Raw genomic sequence first — 21104 nt, 5'->3', positions numbered from 1 at the left:
GCCAGAGGCTTTCTCATTGGAGGGCTGTTGTAACACCCGAGACACAACCTTGCCTCAGGTTATGTAACGGATGCCACCAGTCTCAGCGCATTCGTACAAAACCCGAGGCAAACTCTTACTTCTTCAAACCCGCGATGCAGGGCGAAACAAATAACTCGCCCCGGTAAGCGCCGATCAGGGTTTTACGCCCCACGATCAGCCACATCATCACCAGCAAAGCCACCAGCGCACAGCCCGCAATCTCGAAGAACGTCAGGTGCAGCACGTTACCCAAACGCAAGGTGGCCAGCGAATACACACCCAGCGGGAACGTGAACCCCCACCACCCCAAATTGAACGGGATGCCGTCGCGGTAGTAGCGATGGGTAATCAGTATCGCCATCACAATCCACCACAACCCGAAGCCCCACAGGGCAACCCCTGCAATCAGGCCCATGCCGTTGGCCACTTCACCAATACCGGCAAATCCATTGGCCGCAAAGATCGCAGGCGAGTTCGCGCCCAACAGCAACAAGCCGAGCGCTCCCGTACCAATCGGCCCCAAGGCCAGCCAGCTCGAGGCCGCCATGCTTTCGTGAGGCAATTTATGCAGTGCCATGCGCAGCATCAGGATGGTCAGGATGCTGAACGCCAGCGGCACCGAAAAGGCCCACAGGACGTAGCTGGTGATCAGTACGTGGAACTGCGCCAGCGAATCCGACAGGTGCGGCGCCAACTGGCCACCGCTGGCAGCCGCCACTTCAGCCGCCACCACTGGCAACAACCAGACAGCGGTCATTTGATCAATGCTGTGCTCCTGACGGGTGAACATCATGTAAGGAATCAGCACACCGAACGCCAGCGACATCGCCACGTCCAGCCACCACAGCACCTCGGCCACCTGCACCATGCCGCTGCCCCAGCGGGCGACCCCAAACAGTAGAAAACCATTGATGATGGTCGCCAGCCCCATGGGAATCGTGCCGAAGAACATCGAGACAGTTGAGTGGCCAAAAATCCGCCGTGCCTCATCGAAATACAGCACCCAGCGGGCGCCGTAGAGCACGCTGAATAAAATGAACAATCCGATATTGAACAGCCATAGCCCTTCAGCGACAGCGTGCAGGCCGGGAATGTTCACCGGCAACGAAGCCAGTGCCAATGCCAGCACACCGGTGCCCATGGTGGCGGCAAACCAGTTCGGGGTGAATTGACGAATCACCTCACGCGGGTGCTGCAAGGCGCTCAAGGGCCGTAAAGTGGTGTGGGTCGTGTTAGGGCAAATCATGGGTTCCTCCTGATCCTCGTACGAGGTAGTGCAAGAGTAGAACTGAATCGAATATCTATATAACGGGTAATTTCTCTAACTGTTATCGACTTTACAGATATGTGCGATATGCGCGCCTTTCAAGAGCTGCGACACCTGGCCGCGCTGCGACCATCGTCGACACTGACGGCGCCTGAACATCATGCGAGACTAGCCCGCAGCAGCCGGATTGCTGCGACCTTATACCTCCAGGAGTCACCATGTCGTTGTCCAGCGGGCTGATCGCCGCCGTTGCCCTGGCCTATATGGCCGTCATGTTTGCCATTGCCTTTTATGGTGACCGGCGCAGCACCCCGCTGCCGCCGCGGGTTCGCGCATGGGTCTATAGCTTGTCGCTGGCGGTGTACTGCACCAGCTGGACGTTCTTTGGCGCCGTCGGCCAGGCCGCCGAGCAACTGTGGTCTTTTTTACCCATCTACCTGGGCCCGGTGCTGTTGTTGGTGTTTGCACCCTGGGTGCTGCAAAAAATGGTGATGATCAGCAAACAGGAGAACATCACCTCCATTGCCGACTTCATCGCCGCGCGGTATGGCAAATCCCAGTCGCTGGCCATTGTCGTGGCCCTGATCTGCCTGGTGGGCGTATTGCCTTATATCGCCTTGCAACTCAAAGGCATCGTGCTCGGCGTGAACCTGTTGATCGGTGCTGGCGCCGACGCCACGGGCACCCGCGCACAAGACACGGCCCTGATCGTGTCGCTGGTACTGGCGCTATTTACCATCGTCTTCGGCACCCGCAACCTCGACTCCACCGAACACCACCGAGGCATGGTGCTGGCCATTGCGTTCGAGTCGCTGGTCAAGCTGTTCGCGTTTCTCGCCGTTGGCGCGTTCGTGACCTTCGGCCTGTATGACGGCTTCGACGATTTGTTCAATCAGGCCATGCTCGCACCGCGCCTGGAGCAATACTGGAAAGAGACCGTCAATTGGCCTTCGATGGTGGTGCAAACCGGCGTGGCCATGATGGCCATCATTTGTTTGCCTCGCCAATTCCACGTCACGGTGGTGGAAAACATCGAGCCGCAGGATTTGCGGCTGGCGAAATGGGTGTTCCCGGCCTATTTGATCCTCGCCGCCCTGTTCGTCGTCCCGATCGCGCTGGCCGGGCAAATGATGTTGCCCAGCTCCGTCTTGCCCGACTCTTTCGTCATCAGCCTGCCATTGGCCCAGGCCCACCCGGCACTGGCGTTGCTGGCCTTTATCGGCGGCGCATCGGCGGCCACCGGCATGGTGATCGTAGCCAGCGTCGCCCTGTCGACCATGGTTTCCAACGACATGCTGTTGCCGTGGTTATTACGGCACAAAAACGCCGAGCGCCCCTTTGAAGTATTCCGCTACTGGATGCTGTCGGTGCGCCGGGTATCGATTGTGGTCATCCTGCTGCTGGCTTACGTCAGCTATCGCCTGCTGGGCTCGACGGCCAGTCTGGCCACCATCGGGCAGATTTCTTTCGCCGCCGTGACGCAACTGGCGCCCGCCATGATCGGCGCGCTGTACTGGAAACAAGCCAACCGTCGCGGCGTCTTCGCCGGTTTGGCGACCGGCACCTTTATCTGGTTTTACACGCTGGTGCTGCCCCTGATTGCTCACAGCCTCGGCTGGCAATTAAGCCACTTCCCCGGTTTGGCCTGGCTGCACGGCAACCCGCTGGGGCTGCCGATTACACCGCTGACACAAGGCGTTGTGCTGTCACTGGCCGGCAACTTCACCGTCTTTGCGTGGGTCTCGGTGTTGTCGCGCACCCGCGTCTCGGAACACTGGCAAGCCGGGCGCTTCATCGGCCAGGAAATCAGCCACCCGAATGGCCGCTCCATGCTGGCGGTACAGATCAATGACCTGTTGACGCTGGCCGCACGTTTTGTCGGCGAAGAACGCGCGCGTCAGAGCTTTATCCGTTTCGCTTACCGGCAGGGCAAAGGCTTCAACCCAAACCAGAATGCCGATGGCGAATGGATTGCCCATACCGAACGCCTGCTGGCAGGCGTACTGGGTGCTTCTTCGACGCGGGCTGTGGTGAAAGCGGCCATCGAAGGCCGGGAAATGCAGCTCGAAGACGTCGTGCGCATTGCCGACGAAGCGTCAGAAGTCCTGCAGTTCAACCGCGCCCTGCTGCAAGGCGCCATTGAGAACATCACCCAAGGCATCAGCGTGGTCGATCAGTCCTTGCGGCTGGTGGCCTGGAACCGCCGTTACCTTGAGCTGTTCGACTACCCCGAAGGCCTGATCAGCGTGGGCAGACCGATAGCAGACATCATCCGCCACAATGCCGAACGCGGCCTGTGCGGCCCCGGCGAAGCCGAAGTGCATGTGGCCCGTCGCCTGCACTGGATGCGGCAGGGTCGCGCCCACACCTCTGAACGGTTATTCCCCAATGGCCGGGTGATTGAGCTGATCGGCAACCCGATGCCGGGCGGCGGGTTCGTCATGAGTTTTACCGACATTACGGCCTTCCGCGAAGCAGAGCAGGCGCTGACAGAAGCCAATGAGGGCCTGGAACAACGAGTGGCCGAGCGGACCCGCGAACTGTCCGAGCTGAACAAGGCGCTGATCGAAGCCAAGGGCGTCGCGGAAGCCGCCAACCAATCGAAAACCCGCTTTCTGGCTGCCGTCAGCCATGACTTGATGCAACCCATGAACGCCGCGCGACTGTTCTCCTCCGCCCTTTCCCATCAGGAGGAAGGACTTAGCCCGGAAGCCCAGAAGCTGGTGCAGCATCTGGACAGCTCCTTACGTTCTGCCGAAGACTTGATCAGCGATTTGCTGGATATTTCCCGACTCGAAAACGGAAAATTCACTCCCGACATCAAGCCGTTTGCCCTCAATGACCTGTTCGACACGCTGGGCAATGAGTTCAAGGCGCAGGCCCAGGAACAAGGACTGACCTTCCGTGTGCGTGGCAGTCGATTGCGGGTGAGCAGTGATATCAAACTGCTGCGCCGGATTTTGCAGAACTTCCTGACCAACGCCTTTCGCTATGCCAAAGGCCCGGTCCTGCTAGGCGTGCGACGTCGTGGCAATGCGTTGTGCCTTGAAGTATGGGACCACGGCCCGGGCATTCCGGAAGACAAGTTGCAGGTCATTTTTGAAGAGTTCAAACGCCTGGACAGTCATCAGACCCGCGCCGAAAAAGGCCTAGGGCTGGGCCTGGCGATTGCTGACGGGTTGTGCCGCGTGCTGGGGCACACCTTGCAAGTCCGTTCATGGCCGGGCAAAGGCAGCGTATTCAGCGTCAGCGTGCCGCTGGCTCAGAGTCAGGTTGCCCCACAACCGGTCGTCGCAGAGCAAAATGGCCAACCCGTGACCGGCGCCCAAGTACTGTGCATCGACAACGAAGACAGCATTCTGATCGGTATGCAAAGTTTGTTGACCCGCTGGGGATGCCGCGTGTGGACAGCGCGCAATCGCGAAGAATGTGCGGCCCTGCTCAATGAAGGGGTACGCCCACAACTGGTGCTGGTGGATTACCACCTCGATAACGGCGAAGTCGGCACTGAGCTGATGCGCTGGTTACGGGCCGAGCTGGGCGAGCCAGTGCCGGGCGTGGTCATCAGTGCGGACGGTCGCCCGGAGATGATTGCGCAGGTGCATGCGGCGGGTCTGGAATATCTGGCCAAGCCGGTAAAGCCCGCCGTGCTGCGGGCACTGGTTAGTCGGCACGTCCCGCTTTAACCGTGCGGCAGAGCGATTCACTGCGCCGCACACACGTCACTCTGCGGGGTGCGCCACGCCGTTCACGTCGGTCATGGCGCGCTCCAGCAGGTCCGGCGGCAAGCTTTTACTGGCGCGCGCGCCCAGCAGCTTGAGTTGCTCGCTGCGGCTCACCAGGTTGCCACGCCCCTCGGTCAACTTGTTGCGCGCCGCAGCATAGGCTTTGTCCAACTGCTGCAAGCGATTGCCCACCTCATCCAGGTCTTGAATAAAGAGCACGAACTTGTCGTACAGCCACCCGGCGCGCTCAGCAATTTCCCGGGCGTTCTGACTTTGGCGCTCTTGCTTCCACAAACTGTCGATCACCCGCAACGTGGCCAACAAGGTCGTCGGGCTGACAATCACAATGTTGCGGTCGAACGCTTCCTGAAACAGATTGGGCTCGGCCTGCAATGCTGCGGAAAAAGCCGCTTCAATGGGCACGAACAACAAAACGAAGTCCAGGCTGTGCAAGCCTTCCAGCCGCTTATAGTCCTTGCCTGCCAAGCCTTTGACGTGATTACGCAACGACAGCACGTGCTGCTTGAGTGCCGCCTGCCCGATGACCTGATCATCCGCGGCTACAAACTGCTGATAAGCGGTCAGGCTGACCTTGGAATCGACCACTACCTGCTTGTCGCCAGGCAGCATGATGAGGACGTCCGGCTGAAAGCGTTCGCCATCCGGCCCTTTGAGGCTGACCTGGGTCTGGTATTCGCGGCCCTTCTCCAGCCCCGCATGCTCCAGCACCCGCTCCAGAATCAGCTCCCCCCAGTTGCCTTGGGTTTTCTGTCCCTTGAGGGCCCGCGTAAGGTTAGTGGCCTCGTCACTCAAACGCAGGTTGAGCTGCTGGAGGCGCTCCAGTTCTTTGCCAAGGGAGAAACGCTCGCGGGCTTCTTGCTGATAGGTTTCCTCGACGCGCTTTTCAAACGACTGAATGCGCTCTTTGAGCGGGTCCAGCAACTGTCCCAGCCGTTCATTGCTGGTCTGCGCAAACCGTTGCTCGCGTTCGTCGAATATTTTGCCGGCCAACTCTGCAAACTGCGCCCGCAACTCATCGCGCGAACCCTGCAGGTCGTTGAGTCGTTGCTGATGGCTTTCCTGCTGCTCGCGCAATTCAGCGGCCTGAGCGGCGGACTGAGCGTCCAGCCTGCGCAATTCAGTTTCTTTCTGGGCGCGTTCCAGACTCCAGGCATGGGCGGCATCCCGGGCGTTGTCGCGTTCCACCTGCAACAACTCCACCTCACGGCTCAGGGCCGCCAGCTCTGCCTGCTTGGCGGCATTGGCCTGCCCCAGATCACTGATTTCGTCACGGCTGGCATCGAGTTGCGCATTAAGACCTTCCTGCGCCAATTGCGCCATATTCAGGCGCTCTTCGAGCCAGGCCAGCTCAGCGTGATGCGCGCTGGCCCGGCGCTGCAGTTGCCAGATAAAAGCCAGCAGCGGCACGCCCGCCACCGCCAGGCCCAGCAGAATGCTGTTCAAGTCCAGGGCCATAACCCCTCCGCACACGGTAAAAGAGCAAGGTTAACCAAGCTGCGGAGTCGAAGACAGCTCAGTCTTCGATCTTGTTGAGTTCCTGCTGGGCTGACTCATCGCCCGCACGCGCAGCATTGCGCAGTAAGGCCTGACCAATGCGCTGGTCGCGCTTGCTGCCGCAATCGCGGCACATCAGTTGACCCAGACGACTTTGCGCCAGCACCACGCCCTGGCGGGCAGGTTGCTTGAGCAGATGGCCCGCAACATGTTTGATGCTCGGATTGGTACCCAGCCGCGGGTTGTCCAACAGCCAGATCGCTACGCGCAAAGAAAACCGTTTTTTGGGTGCTTCGGCAGGTGATCCGGAGGGCGTAACAGAGGAAGAGTTTGTACGAAACTTCATAGAACACTGTGGGGCAGAACAGAAGGCGCGCCACTCTACTCCTTTTTTCGTTTGGGTAAAGTCGAAAAAGGTCTACAACCCCGATCTAGAGCAACGGCGCGGGACAATCCACAGATCCTGTGGATAAGTCAGTGGACAACCCCCTTTTGCCCCCGCCAAACCCCCACAGGACGGGGGCCGAGGTCAAACTGACGATTTTTTCACCAATTCAAAAAAACGATGTTTTTCATTGACTTAAATTTGCGAAACAGGCTAAGCGGCTGTGTGGCTTGCGCCCTGCCATGCGTTTATATGACGCACTGCAAATGTGCACAAGTTCATACTCATCAGCAGGAATCGGCCCAAAACTTAGTGAAATCTGTAGGACTGTGCGCTCCCAAGGGGCGTCTATTCAGGGCCGGCGTTTACCCTCGAGCCCCTGCCCAGTTGACTGGCGTTTTGGCAAAAACCGACTAGCGGCTTGCTGCCGCTCTTTGCACCGTACAGAAAGTATTTTTGCTAGCACAGTTGCGTTTATTTTTTCAAGCCGTTAGTATCCGCAGCGTTAGTACCAAGCTGAAAGTCAATTCGGGCCGAACAAATCCCCCAGCCACCTTCCCTAAAGAGAAGTCACGCTGATACACACGGGATCGACCCCCTCGATGGTTTCCAGGTAAATCTTGCGACGATACGGCCTTTGAACAAACACAAAGGGTATCGCCAAGCGCTCTTACTCTGACCGAACCAACCTGCAAATTGATCAGGAACTTCACCCCGAGCACGGAACCTTAGCTCTTGTTGTGATTGCCTGCCCTCCTAAGTACCTACCTGCCAGCCCAAGCGCCACATACTTAAATGCGCTCCAACTGGCGGCTTTGTTCCAGTCAGGTTCTTCGTCACGCCAAAGATGGCTCGACGTCACTGGAACGTTTTAACGTTGCACGGATCATATCCGTGTCATTTGTAGGAACACCTAATAACTATGTCTACTCAAATCCATACTCAGGATGCCATTCGCACCCTAACCAACGCCTTCGCTCCTATGAACTGCCTGATTATGGCCGCTCGCAAAGGCTGCTTTAGCTTCACACTGGTCAACGAACACGGTATCGCACGTCACAGCGAACGCCTGTATCCCGATCAATACTCCAGCGCAGAACCCCTGCAAGCTGTGATTGACCGGACACGTCAGGCATTGATCGCCTGACAACGCGGCCAGCGTCTATACAACAAGCCCTGCTCCAATAGCAGGGCTTTTTGTTGTCCTGAATTTAAGAAATATGCCGCATTGTTTAATTACTTGCGGGTATATAGCCACAACCTAGATGCTGCAAATGTTTTAAAAACAATCCTTTACAGCATAGATATGACACTACACTTCAACTCAAGCGGTTCATTCCGCTTCCGGCGAACCCTACCGACTCACAGCTGCCAAGCGCCTGGGTGTAGCCGGCCAATTTCAGGCTTCGAGGTTGCCATGGGTATCGCTGCCAGGGAGTTGAGCCTTTACGTGATCCGCCCGACGCTTCTGTATTTAGGCATGAACAATCCTGATGCAGAGGCGTTGTTGCTGGGCATTGCTGCAAGTCAGTCCAATCTGGGCTCTGCGCTGCATGATCGGCGCGGCCATGGTCTTTACTGCATCCGCGAACCCCGACACGCCGCACTGTGGGATGGCTACCTCGCCCATGACCCGGATCTGGCAAGCCTGGTCAGGGGGCTTGCCAGCCAGCACGCTTTTTTATGCAGCCCGCATCTGGAGCTAACTGTAAATTTGCGTTACGCCACCGCAATCGCATGGATGTTGATTGAAGAGCAAAAAGCCATCATCCCGAAACCCAATGATTTGCTGGGCATGGCTAAAATTTGGCGCCAAGTCTTTGAGCCACAAGGACGTTTACGTGACTTCACCCATGCTTGGCGCATCTGCGTTACACCTCTCAACCAGGTGGCCTGAGATTTTCAACCACCTCAACAACCAGAAAAAGATCCAAAACCGGTAGGATTGTCCTACAAAACATCGCTATCTCCTGCGATTTGGCCTATAGCGCTTAAACAAAAATGTTGGTAGCTTTCCACCCGGTGATCACAAGGAGTTCTAATAATGAAAAAAGTAATGCTCAAGACCACACTTAGCCTCGCCGTCACTTTGGCTTCCAGCCAGATTTTCGCCAGCGGCTTCGCCCTCAACGAACAAAGCGTTAGCGGTATGGGGACCGGTTTCGCAGGTCGTTCATCTTCTGCCGACGATGCCAGTACCGTCTTTGGTAACCCTGCCGGTATGTCCCGCCTTCAAGGTCAGCAAGTGACCGGCGGTTTCGCAGTCATTGATGCTTCGACTGATATCAAAGATGCCCGTGGCAGCATTGCCGGAACCAACAAAGGCGACATGGTTCCCTTCACTGGCGTGCCGATGGGTTTCTACACCAATAAGCTCAACGATCAGTGGTCGGTTGGCTTTGGTTTGTATGCACCGTTCGGTCTGGTGACCGATTACGAAGGTAGCTTCCAGGGCCGTGGCTTTGGCAGCAAAAGTGAAGTGAAGGTTGTCACCCTGCAACCGACCATCAGCTATGCCTTCAACGACCGTGTGTCGATCGGTTTTGGTCCGACCATCAACCGCATTGCCGGTACGCTTGAGTCCGAAATCCGTTTGACCCCGATCCCGCAAGCTCGTGCTGGCGACAACAACGTCAAGATCAAGGGTGATGACACGGCACTGGGCTTCAACGCCGGTATCCTGATCCAGGCCACTGACACGACTCGCGTAGGTCTGACCTACCACTCCAAGGTTAAATACAAACTCGACGGCCACACCAATGTCACGGCCAGTTCCGATCCTTTCACCGCAGCGCGTCTGAAAAGCAACCGCTACGACGCCTCGCTGAAAATTGACACCCCGGAATCCTGGGACCTGTCGGTGACTCAAGAGCTCTCGGATGCCTGGAGAGTGTATGCCGGTACCACGTGGACCCGCTGGAGCCGCCTGAAGGACATCACCGTTGAAAACAAAGGTGTAACTGCCGCCGCAGGTGGTGCTGCCGCACCTCAGCTGTTCGGCACCATCACCGAAGAGCAGAACTGGCACGACACCTGGGCTTACGCCATCGGTACGTCGTATCAGCTCAACAAGCAATGGGTAGTGCGTACCGGTCTGACCTGGGACCAGTCGCCAACCAACAACACCAACCGTTCGCCACGTATTCCTACCGGTGACCGGACAATCTTCAGCCTGGGTGCCGGTTATGCCGTCACTGACGACCTGACCATTGACGTGGCCTACTCCTACCTGAAGGAAGAGTCCGTCAAGGTTCACGACGCCAAGCCACAGATTGGCAGCTTCTACGAAGCCAAGTATGAAAACAGCGCGAACGGCTTCGCAGTGGGTGCAACCTACAAGTTCTAATTCGCGACGAACCTCAGGGTTCTTCTGCTGAATAAAAAAATCCCCGCCTCGGTGACGAGCGCGGGGATTTTTATTGACCGTCAATCAGGGTTTTGAAGCGATCGCCTTTTCGATCGCCTCGATCAGCTCCGGGCTGTCAGGTTTGGTCAGGCTGGAAAAGTTGGCAATCACATTGCCCTGACGGTCCACCACGTACTTATAAAAATTCCACTTCGGCGCACTGCTTTGCTCAGCCAGCACTTTGAACAGATGAACTGCGTCGGCCCCGCGAACCTTTTGCGGGTTGGTCATGGTGAACGTCACGCCGTAGTTCACGTAACACACCTTGGCGGTCTCTTCGCCATCTTTGGCCTCTTGTTTGAAGTCATCCGATGGCACGCCGATCAGCTCAAGCCCCTGATCCTTGTAACGTTGATTCAACGCTTCAAGCCCTTTGAATTGAGGCGCGAACCCGCAAAAACTCGCGGTATTGACAATCACCAGCGGTTTTCCGGCAAAACGCTGACACAAGTCGATGGACTCTTTTGAGCGCAACTTGGGCAGCGAACCTTCGAGCAGCGGCGGGCATTGGGCCGCCCAAACAGGTCCAGCACACGCCAACAACAGTACGGGCATCGCCATCCAGCGCTTGAGCATCATCGGTGTCCTTTTAAAAAATGCAGACCCTGAACTTACGCGCCAAGGCCATCAACTAGCAAGTCGCCATACCCAGTTGCAGCAAGGCCAGCCCACTCTGATGCCAACCCCACCACGCCAGCGCAATAAGGGCCAGCCCGGCCCCCACGCCGCCCAACCAGATCAAGGTCGAATTCACAACGCACCCTCCTGCAACTGCAAACGCGCAACAGGCCGCTCGCGTACCGGCACGTTAAGGGCAGCCGCTAACAGGCTCAAGCCAATCGAAACGTGCCAAATCAGGTCATAGCTACCGGTTTTATCGTAGACCACGCCACCGAGCCATCCACCCAGAAAGGCCCCCAATTGGTGGAACAGAAAGACGATACCGCCCAGCATCGACAGGTTACGCACACCAAACAGCGTCGCCACCGTTCCGTTGGTCAGAGGCACTGTCGAGAGCCACAAGAAACCCATGGCCATGCCGAACACGTAGGCGCTGAACGTCGTGACCGGCGCCCACAAGAACAGCGCAATGACCACCGCCCGCGCCAGATAGAGGCCGGTCAACAGGCGCGGTTTGGACATCCGCCCGCCCAGCCATCCCGCCGTGTAGGTGCCAAAGATGTTGAACAACCCGATCAGCGCCAGCACCGAGGTACCGACCGTCGCTGGCAGATGCTGATCCACCAGGTAGGCCGGTAAATGAATGCCGATAAAGACCACCTGAAAACCGCAGACGAAAAAACCAAAGGCCAATAGCCAGAACCCGGAGTGGCTGCACGCCTCTTGCAACGCTTGCTTGAGAGTCTGTTCGCCGCCCAGCGCTGGCATGGGCCGATCCTTGAGCATGCTCACCAGCGGGACGATTAGCGCGACCAACAGGCCCAACACCAACAAGGCGCTTGACCAACCGAGCCAACCGATCAGCCCCAGCGTGCCCGGCAGCATGGCGAACTGCCCGAAGGAACCTGCTGCGCTGGCGATCCCCATGCCCAGGCTGCGCTTTTCGGGCGGCAAGGCACGCCCTACAACACCGAGAATCACTGAAAACGAAGTGCCCGACAGGCCAACCCCGATCAGCAGCCCTGCGCTCAACGACAGCGACAGCGGCGAATCGGACATCCCCATCATGACCAGGCCCACCGCGTACAACACGCCGCCGACGATCACCACCCGGGCCGCGCCAAAGCGGTCTGCCAGCGCCCCGGTGAAGGGCTGCGCCAGCCCCCACATCAAGTTTTGCAGGGCGATAGCAAAGGCAAACACTTCGCGCCCCCAGCCGAACTGCGCACTCATGGGCGGCAGAAACAGCCCGAAGCCATGCCTCACTCCCAAGGACAGCGCCAATATCAACGCACTGCCCAACAAGACCCAACCGCTGTTACGCCACACCGTTGTCATTATTATTCTCCGGGAGCGGGTAAAAACCCTTTTGTAGACACGCGGCCGCCGCTCAGTCAGGGCCTGCCAGTTCATTCAACAGTTCTAAAAGTTGGGCACGTCGTGCCTCACCCAACCGGTCCATCAAGCGTTGCTGGGCCGCCTCCCAGGCGGGCAAGGCTGCCGCAAGACGCTCGTTGCCCGCCTCCGTCAGGCACACCAGACGGTTACGTTGATCAGCGCCTTCCGACAGTTTCACCAGCCCCATGCCCTCAAGCACCCGCAAATTGCGGCCCAACGTGCTGCGGTCCAGCCCCATCGCTTCAGCGAGGCTGGAGATGCTCGGCCGATCGAGACGCTTGAGGTTGCTGAGCAGCGAATACTGGGCAACGTTGATGCCAAAGCCATCCAGGGCGCCGTCGTAATGCCTGCTGACGCCACGGGCGGCGCGCCGCAGGTTGGTGCATAAACACTGGGTCGGTAACATTTTGTATGTATATACCCGCAATAAAAGAGTGGCAAGAATAAAACCGTAGCGGCTGTCAGCGCCTGAGCTGCCTTGAAGCGCACAGTGGCTGACCCCATTGCTCGTGCCCGCTCAACACGGGGGCTAGCCGATCAGGGCCAGCCCCACCAACACCCCCACCTCAAGCAACTCCAGCAGCGCGCCAGCGGTATCGCCGGTGGTGCCGCCCAATCGACGCATCATGATTCGGCGCAACCAGGCAAACCCGATGACAGCCAACACCAGCGACCAAACGCCACTCATGCCCGCCACCAGCACACATCCCAGCGCGCTGAAGCCCAACACCCACCAGCCTGCGGTGCGCGGCAAATGATCGGCCAGCGCCTGCCCCAGACCTCCCTCACGCACATAAGGTGTGGTCAAAAAAACAACCAACAACGCACTGCGCCCGATCAGCGGCACGATCAACAACCCCGCGAACTGTTGCTGCTCGATCACCGCCAACAAGGCACAGAACTTGAGCAGCAGCACCAGTACTAACACCACCACGGCAATCGGCCCACTGCGCGGGTCTTTCATGATGGTCAGCGTGCGCTCGCGATCACCAAACCCGCCCAGCCACGCATCAGCGCTGTCCGCCAGGCCGTCCAGGTGCAACCCGCCACTGAACAGCACCCACACCGTTAGCAGCAAAGCGGCATGCAGCATAAGCGGCGCACCCGACAACACCGCGTTGGCGCCGTACAAAACTACGCCCAACACCAGGCCCACCAGCGGGTAATACAGCAGCGAACGGCCCGTTTCCCGAGGCGACGGCATGCCGGGTAACCGCACCGGCAAACTGCTCAGAAATTGCAGGGCAATCCAGAACGGTCCCTTCACGCACTCACCTCCCGCAACTCGCCCTCAGCGCTGACCTGCACGTGCAACAAGGCGCCGTGGGGCACCGCGACGCTCAGCAGCTGTTCACGGGGCAAGTCGCGCGCCTGTGCCAATAACCGTTTGATCACACCGCCGTGGCAAACCACCAGCACTTTTTGCCCCGCGTAACGCTGTTGCAGGCGCAAAACCGCCGCTAACACGCGTTCGGCAAAGTCCAGTACCGGCTCCCCTTCGGGCGGCGTAAAGGCATAGGGGTCAGACCAGAACAAGCCCAAAGCCTCGGCATCGGTTTGCATCAAGGCCGCCGCGCTTTGCCCTTCCCACACGCCGAAGTGCAGCTCTTGCAAATCCGCGTCGAGGGTCAACGGCACCTCCAGCGACGCAGCCAGCGCTTGCGCAAACAGGCGGCAGCGCTGCAAGGGCGAGCTGACAATCCGGTCCCACGGCCCCTGCCCCTGAACCGCCTCGTGCATCTGCGCCCAGCCCAGTTCAGTCAGTGCATCGTCCAGACTGCCGCGCAAGCCGCCGCCCAGTTCGGTTTCGCCGTGGCGCAGCAGGTCCAGGCGCACAGTCATGCCGGACGATCCGCCACGGCCGCTTCGGCAAACGTTGCCATGTGCCCGTGCAGGTCGCAGGCCAGGCGCAGCAACGGCACGGCCAGCGCCGCCCCGCTGCCTTCGCCCAGTCGCAGGCCGAGGTCAAGCAACGGCGCGGCCTCGAGGCTTTCGAGCACATGGCGGTGCCCGTGTTCGGCACCCCGATGGCTGAACACCAGCCATGGACGGCACTCGGGGTTCAACCGCACCGCGACCATCGCCGCGACCGTGCAGATAAAGCCATCCACCAACGCCACCACGCCCTCTTGAGCACAGGCCACATACGCACCCGCCAGCGCGGCAATCTCAAAACCACCCAGTCGGAATAACGTTTGCAACGGGTCGTCCAGCAGGCCTGCATGGAAGTCCAGCGCTTGCTCAATCACCCGCGCTTTATGGCTGACGCCCGCTGCGTCCAGGCCAGTGCCGGGTCCGGTCAACAAGGCCGCAGGGCATTCAAGCAACGCACTGGCCACGGCACTGGCCGACGCCGTGTTACCGATGCCCATTTCACCACCAATGAACAGCTCGCTGCCCTGTTCGCGAGCGCGCAAGACACTGTCGCGCCCTGCCTGCAACGCCTTCAAACCTTGGGCATCCGTCATGGCCGGGCCTGTGGCGAAGTTCGCCGTGCCGGCGCCCAGTTGCAGGTGACGAACACCCGCCAGATTGAGCATCGGCGTGACCGTGCCCAGGTCCACCACATCCAGTTGCGCGCCCAGTTGCCGGGCAAGCACGCTGATGGCTGCGCCGCCACTGACAAAGTTGTGCAACATTTGACCGGTAACGGCTTGCGGATAAGCCGAAACACCTTCGGCGACCACGCCATGATCCCCGGCGAAGAGGGCAATCCATAACTGATCGACACGCGGCTTGACCCGCCCTTGCAACCCGGCCAGTTGAATCGCCAGTGTTTCGAGCTGCCCCAGCGAACCTGCGGGCTTGGTCAGTTGCTGTTGACGCTCGGCCGCAGCCTTTTGCGCGTCACGGTCCGGGGATTTACACGGACGCAGCCACCACGGCGTATTCATAAGGCAGTTCCTTTCAACGTCAGGGGCAGGCCTGCGACAGTCAACACAACACGCTGACAGCGCTCAGCCAAGGCTTGATGCAGCCAACCGGCTTCATCGACATAGCGGCGAGTCAATTCGCCCAGCGGCACGACACCCATCCCGGTTTCGTTGCTGACAAACAGAATTTCACCCGGCAACCCTGCCAGGCACGCCAACAGGGCGTCGCGTTCAGCCGTCAGGCGTTGCGCGTCGTCCAGCATCAACAGGTTGGTCATCCACAGCGTCAGGCAGTCCACCAGCAGGCAGGTATCGGCGCGGGCGTTTTCGCGCAGCACGCGGGCCAGTGCCAGCGGCTCTTCAATCAGCCCCCATTGCGCAGGCCGACGCTCGCGATGATGCCGTACCCGCTCGCTCATCTCGCCGTCCTGCGGCTGGCTGGTTGCAATGTACGTCACTGCGTAACCGGACTCGGCTGCCAGCTTTTCGGCCAGACGGCTTTTACCCGAGCGGGCACCGCCCAAAATCAGTTGCAGCATGTTCACGCACCTCTCAAGACAAAACAGCCCGCGGCATCGATTACACCGTTATTGCAGCCCACACAGTTGCCGCAGACGGGCCGTGTCCAAATGGTTTTCCACCAGATCGGCCAAGCGCTCAATGTCCCGCTCGCGCAGCGCGTGATAGTCCACTGCCTGAACGCTAGGCAACCCGGCCCAGCGCAACAGGGCGCTGCAGGCTGCCGGCGACTCGAACAGACCATGCAGGTAAGTCCCGATAATCTGTCCGTCGGCGCTGCAAGCGCCATCGCAACGGCCGTCTTCAAGCTGCACGGCAGGCAGCTCAAGGGCGCTGCCGCGGGTTACACCGGCGTGAATTTCATAACCGCTGACCTCGGCGTTTTCCAGCGCCAGGCGCCCGCGCACATTACGCAGTTGTTTTTCAGCCTCAAGCTGCGTGGTGAATGCCAGCAGGCCCAGCCCGTCACTGGAGCCCGGCGCGCCTTCCAGCCCCAGCGGGTCGTGGACCTGCTCGCCCAGCATCTGCAAGCCGCCGCAAATCCCCAACACCCGGCCGCCGTAGCGCAAATGCCGCTCAATGGCCGTGTCCCAGCCATTGGCGCGCAGGTAGGCCAAGTCGCTGCGAACGCTTTTGGAACCCGGCAGGATGATCAGGTCGGCGGGGGGAATCGGCTGACCCGGCCCTACAAATTGCACATTCACCTGAGGGTGCAGGCGCAGCGGATCGAAATCGGTGTGGTTGCTGATGCGCGGCAGCACCGGCACCACGACGTTGAGCACCCGGTCGGCCTTGTTGATCTGGCGCTGGTCGATGCCGTCCTCGGCTTCCAGGTGCAGGTCCATGACATACGGGAGCACGCCGATCACCGGTTTGCCGGTCCGCTGCTCCAGCCAGTCGAGCCCCGGTTGCAGCAGGGCAATATCGCCACGAAAACGGTTGATGATAAAACCCTGAACCCGCGCCTGTTCGCTCTCGGACAGCAGTTCCAGAGTGCCGACCAAGTGCGCGAAGACGCCACCGCGATTGATGTCGGCAATCAGAATCACCGGGCAGTCCACGGCCTCGGCAAAGCCCATGTTGGCAATGTCGCCGGCGCGCAGGTTGATCTCGGCCGGAGACCCGGCTCCTTCGACCATCACCACCGGGTAGGCCGCACTCAGGCGGTCATGGGAGGCCAGTACGGCCTGCATCGCGATGGCTTTGTAATCGTGATAGGCCACGGCGTTCATGCTGGTCACGGCGCGCCCGTGAATGATCACTTGCGAGCCGGTGTCGCTGTTGGGCTTGAGCAACACCGGGTTCATGTCGGTGTGCGGCGCCAACCCGGCAGCCTGCGCCTGCACAGCCTGCGCGCGACCGATTTCGCCGCCCTCGGCCGTCACCGCGCTGTTGAGCGCCATGTTCTGCGGCTTGAACGGCACCACGCGCACGCCCTGACGAGTCAACCAGCGGCACAACGCTGTCACCAATGTACTTTTGCCCGCATCGGACGTGGTGCCTTGCACCATCAACGTGCTCATGGGGTTTCCTTGGTGTAAGCCTGCAAGGCCTGTTCAAGCTTGAGCCAGTGCGCCTCATCGGCGGGAAGGCCGAAACGCACGCTGCTGTTATGGGTAAACAGGCGCAGGAGAATGCCGCGCCGGGCCATGAAGTCGTACAGGTACTCGGCGTGCGGGGTCATCAGCCACTGAAACAGCGCGCAGCCCCCTTGAGCGGGCAACCCGTACTGGCTGAGCATCGCCACCAGCCGCTGGCTGGCCTGTTCGCTGCGCTGGCGTTGCCGGGCGTGCGCCTCGGTGTCGAGCAGGCACGCCTGTCCCAACACCCGCGTCGGCCCGCTGACCGCCCACGGGCCGACTTGCTCCGCGAGCAACTTGAGCAGCTTGAGTTCCGCCAGTACAAAACCCAGGCGCACCCCCGCCAGCCCGAAAAACTTGCCGAACGAGCGCAGGACGATCAGGCCGGTGCGCTGGCTTTGCGGCGCCAGGCTCATCGTCGGCGTGTTGTCCATGAACGCTTCGTCGACCACCAGCCAGCCCCCGCGCTGCACCAGACGCGCATGCCAGTCCAGCAAGTGCTCGGGCGACAGGCTCAGGCCCGTCGGGTTATTGGGATTGACCACCACCAGCACGTCCAGCTTATCGAGGTAGAAATCGACTTCCTGCTCCATGATTTCGCGCACGATGTGCCCGTTGCGGCGCCAGGCTTCGGCGTGTTCGGCATAGCACGGTGACAATACCCCGACTTTGCCACTGCGGCGCAGACGCGGCAGCAACTGGATGGCACATTGCGACCCCGGCACAGGTAGCACGTTCGGGGCGCCGTAATAGCTGCACGCGGCCTGTTCAAGGCCGTCATCGGTCTCGGGCAATCGGGCCCAGGCGCGCTCGGGTATGTGCCCGATTGCAAAGGGCCAGGGCGCCAGACCGCTGGACAGGTCCAGCCAGTCAGCTTCGGCAATCCCGTAGCGCAGGGCGGCCTGACGCAAACGTCCACCGTGCTCAAGCATAGAATTCACTCCCGACACACAAAATCAGCAGCCACAGCCACACGCCACGCTGCACCAGTTGCCAGCCGCGACCGATGGAATCGGCGTCGGCAGGCAGGCCTTCCCCCAACTGTGGGCGCTCGTGCAACTCACCGTGGTAAATCGCCGGACCTCCCAACGCTACACCCAGTGCGCCTGCACCGGCAGCCATGACCGGGCCGGCGTTGGGGCTGTCCCAGAGTGGCGCCTGTTGTCGCCAGCAGCGCAATGCGGCTCGGGTTTTACCCAACACTGCGTAGGTCAGGGCCACCAGACGCGCGGGAATATAGTTAAGTACATCGTCGATACGGGCAGCGGCCCAGCCGAAACGCTCGAACCGCTCATTGCGATAGCCCCACATCGCGTCGAGGGTATTGCTCAGACGATAGAGCACCACGCCGGGAGCCCCCGCCACGGCAAACCAGAAAATCGCCGCGAACACGGCATCGCTGCCGTTTTCCAGCACCGACTCAGTGGCGGCCCGCGCCACGTCGGTCGCGTCCAGTTCGCTGGTCTGTCGACTGACCAGATAACCGACACGGGTGCGGGCTTCATCCAGGTCCTGACGGCGCAATGCATCAGCCACCGGTTGCACGTGTTCGCCCAAGCTGCGCATGCCCAGCGCGCAATACAAGGCCAGAATGTCCACCAGCCAACCGATGTAAGGCAGCCATGACAACGCCGTGGCCAGAATCGTCAACGGAATGACCGCCAGCACCCAGGCCGTGACCCCGTGACTGCGCCAGCCGCGTCCACCGGAATTGAAACGCTGTTCGATACGGTCCGCCATACGGCCAAACGCGACCAGCGGATGCCAGCGCCTGGGCTCGCCCAACAGTGCGTCCAGCGCCACCCCGGCGACGCACAGCAACGCCACACTCATGGGCTCACTCCCCAATAGTTCTCGTACACCAATTCATTGAGCGGACGCGCCTGCGCCCACCCTTCCAGCACCAGCATAGGCGCCGGGTAAAACGCTTCGACCGGCCCCAGGCACAGCACCGCCAGCGGCTTGGCCCCGACGGGCAAGCCCAGCAGGTCCGCCAGCGCTTGCGGCTCGAACAACGACACCCAGCCCATGCCCAGGCCTTCAACCCGGGCGGCCAGCCACAGGTTCTGAATGGCGCAAGACAATGACGCCATGTCCATTTCCGGCAGCGTGCGCCGACCGAAAATATGCTTCTCGCGATCGTCCATCAACGCGGCCACCAGCACTTCGGCGCAGTCGTGGATGCCTTCGACCTTAAGGGTCATGAATTCATCGGAACGCTCGCCCAGCGCCTCGGCGGTGCGCACCCGCTCCTCCTCCACCAGCGCTTGAATCTTGTCGCGCAGCTCACGGCAGGTGATGCGGATAAACCGCCACGGTTGCATCAAGCCCACGCTAGGGGCCTGATGCGCCGCTTCGAGCAGGCGCGCCAACAGTTCGGGCGCAACGGCGCCGCCGCTGAAATGGCGCATATCGCGGCGCTCGGCGATGGCGCGGTACACCGCTGCGCGCTCTTGGGGACTGAATGCGTTGTCGCTCATGGCACCTTCACAGCACACGGCGCGAACAGCGCAGCCACGGCCTTGGGATTGGACGGAAAGTAAAAGTGCACATAGGACGCTGTCAGGCGGCCTTCGCGATACACCGCTTCGGCACCGCGTCCACCATTGGGGCTCAGGCCCCGGGCAATGGGTTGCAGCTCGGTACGGGTCAGCGAATGGTGATAGGTATGACCGCGCAGTTGGCCTTCAGGCAAGTCCACGGCTTGCAACGCCAAGGCCGCCAGACGCTTTTGCATGGTTGCCTCACCCGCCAGCACCCCCACCAGCTCGGCGCGCTGGCCGTCGACATCGGTCAAGGCATCGAGCAGGTACAACATCCCGCCACACTCCGCCAGCAACGGCTTGCCTGCGGCATGATGAGCGCGGATCGCATCAAGCATCGCGTGGTTACGCGACAGCTCAAGGTGATGCAGTTCGGGGTAGCCACCCGGTAAATACAGGCTGTGCGCAGCGGGAAGCTGCGTGTCACGGATCGGTGAAAAGAACGCCAGCTCCGCGCCCATGTCCCGCAGCAAGGCCAGGCTCGCGCCGTAGGTAAAGGCGAACGCTTCATCCCGGGCCACGGCAATCCGTACGCCCGCCAGCAACGGCTCGACCGTCACCGGCGTCGGCGCGGCGAATTCAACAGCGGGTGGCAGCGCTACCTCGCAGGTGCTGGCCAGCGCGTCGGCTGCGGCATCCAGGCGGGCGTCCAGGTCATTCAACTCGCTGGCTTGCACCAGCCCCAAGTGACGGCTCGGCAACTCGATGCCGGTTTCCCGGGACAACGCGCCATACCAGCGCAAGCCTTCGGTCAGGCTGCCTTCCAGCAATTGCGCGTGACGCACCGTGCCCACCCGGTTGGCCAGCACCCCGGCAAAGGGCAGGTCCGGCTGGTACCGCGCAAGCCCCAAGGCCAGGGCACCAAAGGTCTGGGCCATGGCCGTGCCATCGATGACCCCCAGCACCGGCACCCCGAAATGACGGGCCAGATCTGCGCTGGACGGGGTGCCATCAAACAGCCCCATAACCCCTTCAATCAGGATCAGGTCAGCTTCGCCAGCGGCCTCCCACAGCAAGCGCCTGCTTTCCTCTGCGCCCACCATCCACAAATCGACCTGATACACCGGCGCACCGCTGGCGCGCTCCAGAATCATCGGGTCGAGGAAATCCGGGCCACATTTAAACACCCGCACCTTGCGCCCCTGATTGCGATGCAAACGGGCCAACGCGGCGGTAACGGTGGTCTTGCCCTGACCGGAAGCCGGCGCGGCGATCAACACCGCCGGGCAATGACGCGACTCTCTCATGCTT

General features: G+C 60.4%; 20 protein-coding genes. 4 read left to right on the top strand and 16 right to left on the bottom strand.

The window, feature by feature from the left end:
* Nucleotides 1-115: 115 nt before the first annotated feature.
* On the bottom strand, nt 116-1267 hold the full coding sequence (locus IF654_RS06720; RefSeq protein WP_083334071.1) for a TDT family transporter: 1152 nt from the start codon (nt 1265-1267) through the stop codon (nt 116-118).
* 239 nt (nt 1268-1506) lie between these two features.
* Between IF654_RS06720 and IF654_RS06715 the strand changes: the two genes are divergently transcribed.
* Nucleotides 1507-4974, top strand: coding sequence for a hybrid sensor histidine kinase/response regulator (locus tag IF654_RS06715; protein WP_047282866.1), 3468 nt, complete (start codon nt 1507-1509; stop codon nt 4972-4974).
* Between the two features lie 36 nt (nt 4975-5010).
* On the opposite strand, the gene IF654_RS06710 is transcribed toward IF654_RS06715, so the two are convergent.
* Together IF654_RS06710 and IF654_RS06705 are read right to left on the bottom strand one after the other, a co-directional pair.
* Nucleotides 5011-6354, bottom strand: coding sequence for a DNA recombination protein RmuC (locus IF654_RS06710; protein WP_194862878.1), 1344 nt, complete (start codon nt 6352-6354; stop codon nt 5011-5013).
* A 193-nt stretch (nt 6355-6547) separates the two neighbouring features.
* On the bottom strand, nt 6548-6874 hold the full coding sequence (locus IF654_RS06705; protein WP_047276347.1) for an SEL1-like repeat protein: 327 nt from the start codon (nt 6872-6874) through the stop codon (nt 6548-6550).
* A 961-nt stretch (nt 6875-7835) separates the two neighbouring features.
* On the opposite strand from IF654_RS06705, the gene IF654_RS06700 reads away from it, so the two are divergent.
* The 3 genes from IF654_RS06700 (at nt 7836) to IF654_RS06690 (ending at nt 10259) form a co-directional block, all read left to right on the top strand.
* A complete protein-coding gene (locus IF654_RS06700) occupies nt 7836-8060 on the top strand; it encodes a hypothetical protein (RefSeq protein WP_034156218.1) in 225 nt (74 codons plus the stop codon).
* A gap of 270 nt (nt 8061-8330) precedes the next feature.
* On the top strand, nt 8331-8810 hold the full coding sequence (locus IF654_RS06695) for a hypothetical protein (protein ID WP_047280966.1): 480 nt from the start codon (nt 8331-8333) through the stop codon (nt 8808-8810).
* 147 nt (nt 8811-8957) lie between these two features.
* The gene (locus IF654_RS06690) at nt 8958-10259 is read left to right on the top strand and encodes an OmpP1/FadL family transporter (protein WP_047282867.1); all 1302 of its coding nucleotides are present in this window, start codon (nt 8958-8960) and stop codon (nt 10257-10259) included.
* Between the two features lie 84 nt (nt 10260-10343).
* On the opposite strand, the gene IF654_RS06685 is transcribed toward IF654_RS06690, so the two are convergent.
* The 13 genes from IF654_RS06685 to IF654_RS06630 form a co-directional block, all read right to left on the bottom strand.
* Complete coding sequence (locus tag IF654_RS06685) at nt 10344-10895, bottom strand: glutathione peroxidase (protein WP_047276354.1); 552 nt, start codon at nt 10893-10895, stop codon at nt 10344-10346.
* A gap of 55 nt (nt 10896-10950) precedes the next feature.
* Nucleotides 10951-11073, bottom strand: coding sequence for a hypothetical protein (locus IF654_RS23095; protein ID WP_255164190.1), 123 nt, complete (start codon nt 11071-11073; stop codon nt 10951-10953).
* Entirely contained in the window at nt 11070-12278 is a 1209-nt protein-coding gene (locus tag IF654_RS06680; protein ID WP_047276356.1) for an MFS transporter, read from the bottom strand. Before IF654_RS06680 ends, IF654_RS23095 begins: the two co-directional genes overlap by 4 nt.
* Before the next feature lie 52 nt (nt 12279-12330).
* A complete protein-coding gene (locus IF654_RS06675) occupies nt 12331-12744 on the bottom strand; it encodes a MarR family winged helix-turn-helix transcriptional regulator (RefSeq protein WP_047276358.1) in 414 nt (137 codons plus the stop codon).
* A 123-nt stretch (nt 12745-12867) separates the two neighbouring features.
* Nucleotides 12868-13605 (bottom strand): adenosylcobinamide-GDP ribazoletransferase, encoded by a 738-nt coding sequence (locus IF654_RS06670; RefSeq protein ID WP_083331114.1) that lies wholly within the window; start codon nt 13603-13605, stop codon nt 12868-12870.
* Nucleotides 13602-14180 carry an alpha-ribazole phosphatase family protein gene (gene cobC / locus IF654_RS06665; protein ID WP_047282869.1) on the bottom strand — a complete coding sequence of 193 codons (579 nt, stop codon included), beginning with the start codon at nt 14178-14180 and terminating at the stop codon, nt 13602-13604. Before cobC ends, IF654_RS06670 begins: the two co-directional genes overlap by 4 nt.
* On the bottom strand, nt 14177-15232 hold the full coding sequence (gene cobT, locus IF654_RS06660; protein WP_047276362.1) for a nicotinate-nucleotide--dimethylbenzimidazole phosphoribosyltransferase: 1056 nt from the start codon (nt 15230-15232) through the stop codon (nt 14177-14179). Before cobT ends, cobC begins: the two co-directional genes overlap by 4 nt.
* The gene (gene cobU, locus IF654_RS06655; protein WP_047276457.1) at nt 15229-15750 is read right to left on the bottom strand and encodes a bifunctional adenosylcobinamide kinase/adenosylcobinamide-phosphate guanylyltransferase; all 522 of its coding nucleotides are present in this window, start codon (nt 15748-15750) and stop codon (nt 15229-15231) included. The genes cobT and cobU overlap by 4 nt, the downstream gene beginning before the upstream one ends.
* Before the next feature lie 48 nt (nt 15751-15798).
* Nucleotides 15799-17253 carry a cobyric acid synthase gene (locus tag IF654_RS06650; RefSeq protein ID WP_047277394.1) on the bottom strand — a complete coding sequence of 485 codons (1455 nt, stop codon included), beginning with the start codon at nt 17251-17253 and terminating at the stop codon, nt 15799-15801.
* On the bottom strand, nt 17250-18242 hold the full coding sequence (cobD, locus tag IF654_RS06645; protein ID WP_094989553.1) for a threonine-phosphate decarboxylase CobD: 993 nt from the start codon (nt 18240-18242) through the stop codon (nt 17250-17252). The genes IF654_RS06650 and cobD overlap by 4 nt, the downstream gene beginning before the upstream one ends.
* Nucleotides 18235-19143, bottom strand: coding sequence for an adenosylcobinamide-phosphate synthase CbiB (cbiB, locus tag IF654_RS06640; RefSeq protein WP_047282871.1), 909 nt, complete (start codon nt 19141-19143; stop codon nt 18235-18237). Before cbiB ends, cobD begins: the two co-directional genes overlap by 8 nt.
* Nucleotides 19140-19790: a 5,6-dimethylbenzimidazole synthase gene (gene bluB / locus IF654_RS06635; protein ID WP_047276370.1), complete on the bottom strand. Its 651-nt coding sequence runs from the start codon at nt 19788-19790 to the stop codon at nt 19140-19142. Before bluB ends, cbiB begins: the two co-directional genes overlap by 4 nt.
* Nucleotides 19787-21100 (bottom strand): cobyrinate a,c-diamide synthase, encoded by a 1314-nt coding sequence (locus IF654_RS06630; RefSeq protein ID WP_047276372.1) that lies wholly within the window; start codon nt 21098-21100, stop codon nt 19787-19789. Before IF654_RS06630 ends, bluB begins: the two co-directional genes overlap by 4 nt.
* Between the last annotated feature and the right edge of the window lie 4 nt (nt 21101-21104).

Source organism: Pseudomonas lundensis (assembly GCF_015377145.2).
Taxonomy (GTDB): Bacteria; Pseudomonadota; Gammaproteobacteria; order Pseudomonadales; family Pseudomonadaceae; genus Aquipseudomonas; species Aquipseudomonas lundensis.
This window is presented reverse-complemented; position numbering and strand designations above follow the sequence as displayed.